General features: G+C 66.1%; 5 protein-coding genes. 3 read left to right on the forward strand and 2 right to left on the reverse strand.

Annotated features, from left to right (window positions below; genetic code table 11):
- Positions 1 to 877 (reverse strand): aldo/keto reductase (locus sphsw_RS16615; protein ID WP_031441607.1); only part of this gene is annotated, 877 nt, incomplete at its 3' end.
- A 334-nt stretch (positions 878 to 1,211) separates the two neighbouring features.
- Positions 1,212 to 1,583: a hypothetical protein gene (locus tag sphsw_RS16620; RefSeq protein ID WP_031396521.1), complete on the reverse strand. Its 372-nt coding sequence runs from the start codon at positions 1,581 to 1,583 to the stop codon at positions 1,212 to 1,214.
- Between the two features lie 207 nt (positions 1,584 to 1,790).
- On the opposite strand from sphsw_RS16620, the gene sphsw_RS16625 reads away from it, so the two are divergent.
- The 3 genes from sphsw_RS16625 to sphsw_RS16635 are packed head-to-tail and all read left to right on the forward strand — an operon-like array spanning position 1,791 to position 4,785.
- Positions 1,791 to 2,744 carry an ArsR/SmtB family transcription factor gene (locus tag sphsw_RS16625; protein WP_031441608.1) on the forward strand — a complete coding sequence of 318 codons (954 nt, stop codon included), beginning with the start codon at positions 1,791 to 1,793 and terminating at the stop codon, positions 2,742 to 2,744.
- Positions 2,741 to 3,685, forward strand: a complete 945-nt coding sequence (metF, locus tag sphsw_RS16630; protein ID WP_031441609.1) for a methylenetetrahydrofolate reductase [NAD(P)H] — start codon at positions 2,741 to 2,743, stop codon at positions 3,683 to 3,685. The genes sphsw_RS16625 and metF overlap by 4 nt, the downstream gene beginning before the upstream one ends.
- A 41-nt stretch (positions 3,686 to 3,726) precedes the next feature.
- On the forward strand, positions 3,727 to 4,785 hold the full coding sequence (locus sphsw_RS16635; RefSeq protein WP_031396518.1) for a homocysteine S-methyltransferase family protein: 1,059 nt from the start codon (positions 3,727 to 3,729) through the stop codon (positions 4,783 to 4,785).
- Positions 4,786 to 4,824 lie beyond the last annotated feature (39 nt).

Consider the following 4,824-nt stretch of genomic DNA (forward strand, 5'->3'; position numbering starts at 1 on the left):
CCTCGATCTGACGCGCGCTGGTCGCACTCGCAATCGGTGCGGTGATCCCGGGCTGTGCCAGGAGCCACGCGAGCGCGACCTGCGCGTGGCTGGCGGCCGTGTCAGAGACGACCGCATCCATCGCCTCGAGGACTGCCTTCCCCTTTCCGTCGAGGAGGTCGCGCATGCCACCGCCGCGAACGCTTGCGCCCAGATCGTCGGGCGTGCGGTATTTGCCGGTGAGGAAGCCTGACGCGAGACCGTAATAGGGAAGAACGCCAATATTTTCGGTCACGCAATAGTCCTGCAATTCGCCTTCGAACTTGTCGCGGCTGACGAGATTATATTCGGGTTGGAGGACATGATAGCGCGGCAGGTCGCTGGCCTTTGCGGCATCCACCGCGGATTTCAGGCGTGCGGCGTGGAAGTTCGACGCGCCGATGACGCGCACCTTTCCGGCATCGACGAGCTTGCCGAAGGCCTCGAGGACAGCCTCCTGCGGCACCGTGTCGTCATCCTGATGCGCGTAATAGAGATCGATGCGATCCGTGCCGAGACGCTTGAGCGATGCTTCGGCCGCTGCCGCGATACGCGCCGGCTGGAGCTTTTCGCCACCTTCACCCGGCAACATGCCGACCTTGGTCGCGATCAGTACGTCATCGCGCCTGCCGCTAGTCCGCAGCCAGTCGCCGATCATCGTTTCGGATTCGCCACCCTCATGGCCGTCTACCCATGACGAATACATGTCGGCAGTGTCGATCATCGTCCCGCCACCCGCGACGAACGCGTCGAGGACCGCAAAGCTGGCGGTCTTGTCCGCTGTCCATCCGAACACATTCCCCCCGAGAACGAGGGGGGCGATCTTGAGATCGGTCGAGCCGAGGCGGCGATTCATCATTGAGGCTGGTCGCTTTGCGAAGAGGAAGGGGACGGTGTCGTGCCGTTGGCCGTCGAGTTGCCAACAGGGGGTAGGCCGTCGGGGCGCATGCTGTTCGCGTCGAGCATGGTCGCGGCATCGTTGAGTTGCGCTGCCTCGTCCCGCGTGACCGCGCCGGGGTGTTCCGGAGTCTGGGAACAGGCGCCCAGCAGGGCGAGCGACAGAACCGCCCCGAGCCGGCCGCCAGACGGGAGTCCCGTTGATAGTCCTCGTCCGGACCAGACAGGCCGGGAGCGCAGGACCATCGACCGGATCGCGGTCGGACGACGCGGTGCGGGGCGATCCGTGACGGGGATTAGTCCTTGATCGCGTTGCCGGCGCGGGTCAGTGCGTTACCCGTCGCGTCTGCTGCGCGGTCGGCGCTGTTGTTGATCGCGGCACCCGCACGGTCGGCATTGGCCTCTGCGCGCTCGCCCGCGCGATCGGCGCTGGCGTCGAGACGGTCAGCGGCGTTGTCCATGCGCGCACCGGCATTGTCGAGCGACGCCTCAGCCGAGCCGAGCGCACGATCGCTGGCGGCATCGACATCGGCAACCGCGTTCTGGGTCGTCGCGCTTGCGTCGGCCGCGATGGCGTTCGCCGCTTCCGCGGTCTCGTTCTGCGCATTGTTGCTGCACGCTGCGAGGCCGGCCGTCAGGACCAGCGCGGGGATCAGAAACTTCTTCATGAATAACACTCCCATCATCAAATTCGGCGTCGATCCGGGTGGACCTGACGCTTGTGAGCCGGACGCTTTCCAGTTCATCGCGTGTTCGAACGCGGACCAAGCGTTTCCGATCCGTCGACGTCGGGACGTGCCTGGGGCCAGCGTTCCTCTAACGACACGCTACGGCCTGCGTTGACCTCATATAAAGAATTCTTTATATGACTTCCCATGACGATGGCGCTCGAAATCTTCCGTGCGATGGCGGATGCGACCCGATTGCGCATTCTCGCGCTTTTGCGCCGCATGGAGCTCTCAGTCGGCGAACTCGCACAGGTGCTCGGGCAGAGCCAGCCACGCGTGTCGCGCCATGTGAAGATCCTGTGCGATGCCGGTCTGGCGGAGCGTCGCAAGGAGGGTAGCTGGGTATTCGTCGGCGTGGGGCGCAGCGATGTCGTCGACCCGGTCGCTGCCGCTCTCGATAGCTGGGCTAAGGCAGAACCCGATCACTGGGCGGTTGCCGACGCGGCGCGGCTTGCTGCGGTGCGCGCGGACCGGGCCGCGAGCGCGGCGGCGTGGTTCGAGGGGCATGCCGACGAGTGGGATGCGATCCGTTCGCTGCACGTCGCCGAAAGCGAGGTCGAGGCGGCGATGGCGGCGATGCTCGGCGATGCGCGGGTCGGTACGCTGATCGACATCGGCACGGGGACGGGTCGGATGCTCGAGCTGTTCGGTGGACATGCCCGACTGGCGCTGGGGATCGATCGCAGCTCGGAAATGCTGCGTCTGGCGCGCGCCAAGCTGCACGACATGGCGCATGCCGAATTGCGGCAGGCGGATCTGTACGCGCTGCCGCTCGACGACGGGGCGGCGGACGTCGCGATCCTGCATCACGTGCTCCATTTCGCGCAGCAGCCGGGCGCCGCGGTCCGCGAGGCGGCACGCGTGTTGGCACCGGGCGGGCGGTTGCTGATCGCGGATTTCGCGAGCCACGACCGCGAGGAATTGCGGCTGAGCGATGCGCATACGCGTCTCGGCTTTGCCGACGATCAGATGACGGCTTGGTTCGATGCGGCCGGTTTGCAGACCGCGCGGGTCGAGACGCTCGAGGGCGGTGAGCTGACGGTGAAATTATGGCTCGGCCGCAGAATTGGCCTGAGTTTGCGTGAGGTGAAGGCGGCATGACGACAATCACTATTCCCCAACTGGCCGAGGCGCGTCGTGCGCTCGAAGAACCGCTCTTTGCCGACCTCGCGGGCGACGTGGGGATCAGCTTCGAGTTCTTCCCGCCCAAGAGCGAGAAGATGGACGCCCAGCTGTGGGACGCGATCCGCACGCTGGAGCCGCTCGGTCCCGATTTCGTGTCGGTGACCTATGGCGCGGGCGGGTCGACGCGCGAGCGGACGCACGCGACCGTCGCGCGGATCCAGCGCGAAACGTCGATGAACGCCGCCGCACACCTGACCTGCGTCGAGGCGACCAAGGCCGAGATCGACCAGGTCGCCGAGGAATATTGGGCAGCCGGCGTACGGCACATCGTCGCCCTGCGCGGCGACATGCCGACGCTGGGTCAGCCCTATCAGGCGCATCCCGGCGGGTATGAGAATGCGGCCGCGCTGGTCGCCGGACTGGCACGGCTGCATCCGTTCGAGATTTCGGTCGCGGCCTATCCCGAATGCCACCCCGAATCCGGCGGGCATGACGTCGATCTCGACAACCTGAAGCGCAAGCTCGATGCGGGCGCGACGCGGGCGATCACGCAGTTCTTCTTCTCGCCGGAAGCCTATTTCCGGTTCCGCGACCGGGTGGCCGCAGCGGGAATCACCGCGCAGATCCTGCCCGGTATCCTGCCGGTCTCGAACGTCGCGCAGACGCGCAAGTTCGCGAACGCGTGCGGGGCGGAGATTCCGGCCTGGATGGACCGGCTGTTCGAGGGGCTCGACGATCATCCGGCGGCCCGACAGCTGGTCGCGGCGACGATCGCGGCCGAGATGTGCCGGCGGCTCTATGCGGGGGGCGTGAAGGATTTCCACTTCTACACGCTCAACCGCGCCGAACTCGCCTATGCTATCTGTCACATGCTCGGCGTCCGCGCGAAGCCGAGCGAAAAGGTCGCCGCGGCATAATTCATCACCCCTCCCGCAGGCGGGAGGGGGGAGTCCAATCGATGACACCACGTGAACGTTTCAACGCGGAAGCCGCCAAGCGCATCCTGATCACCGACGGCGCATTCGGCACCGAGATCCAGAACTGGAAGCTCGACGAGGCGGCCTATGCGGGCGACCTCGGGCTCAGCCACGACCAGAAGGGCAACAACGACATTCTGGCGATCACCAGGCCGGACGTGCCCCAGACGATCACGCGCGAATATCTCGACGCGGGGTCGGACATTGTGTCGACCAATACGTTCAGCGCGAACATCATCAGCCAGGCGGATTACGGCGCCGAGCATCTGGTCCGCGCGATCAACGTCGAAAGCGCGAAGATCGCACGGGCGCTTGCGACCGAATATGAGGCGAAGGACGGCCGGCCGCGGTTCGTGGCCGGCGCGATCGGGCCGACGAACAAGACGCTGTCGCTGTCCCCCGACGTCAACGATCCCGGCTATCGCGAGATCGATTTCGATTACCTGAAGGGCGTCTACCGCGAACAGATCGACGCGTTGCTCGAAGGCGGCGAGGGGGTCGGCGTCGACTTCATCCTGATCGAGACGGTGTTCGATACGCTCAACGCCAAGGCCGGGATCATGGCCGCGATCGAGGCGGGCGACGATCTCGGGCGCGACGTGCCGATCATGCTGTCGATGACGCTGACCGACCTGTCGGGGCGCAACCTGTCGGGGCATACGGTCGAGGCGTTCTGGCATGCGGTGCGCCATGCCAAGCCGATCACGATCGGGCTCAACTGCTCGTTCGGTGCGGAGCAGCTGCGGCCGCATGTGAAGACCCTGTCCGGCATCGCCGACACGCTGATCATGATCTACCCGAACGCCGGGCTGCCCAACGAACTCGGCGAATATGACGAGATGCCGGCGACGACCGCCGGGCTGGTCGGCGAATGGGCGGTGGCCAAGCAGGTCAACGTGCTCGGCGGCTGCTGTGGCTCGACCCCTGCGCATATCAAGGCGATGGCGGACGGTGTGCGCGGGCTCGAACCGCGCGCGGTCTCGCGGCCCGAGGTGCGGACCAAGCTCGCCGGGCTTGAACCGTTCACGATGGCGGCCTGACTTTCTCCCCCTCCCGCAGGCGGGAGGGGGCAGGGGGTG

Source organism: Sphingomonas sp. FUKUSWIS1, assembly GCF_000733135.1.
GTDB classification, from domain to species: Bacteria; Pseudomonadota; Alphaproteobacteria; order Sphingomonadales; family Sphingomonadaceae; genus Sphingomonas; species Sphingomonas aerolata.

Coding starts and splice junctions, on each gene's coding strand:
- sphsw_RS16620 (WP_031396521.1), bottom strand. CDS start 1,583: ATGAAGAAGTTTCTGATCCCCGCGCTGGTCCTGACGGCCGGCCTCGCA.
- sphsw_RS16625 (WP_031441608.1), top strand. CDS start 1,791: ATGACGATGGCGCTCGAAATCTTCCGTGCGATGGCGGATGCGACCCGA.
- metF (WP_031441609.1), top strand. CDS start 2,741: ATGACGACAATCACTATTCCCCAACTGGCCGAGGCGCGTCGTGCGCTC.
- sphsw_RS16635 (WP_031396518.1), top strand. CDS start 3,727: ATGACACCACGTGAACGTTTCAACGCGGAAGCCGCCAAGCGCATCCTG.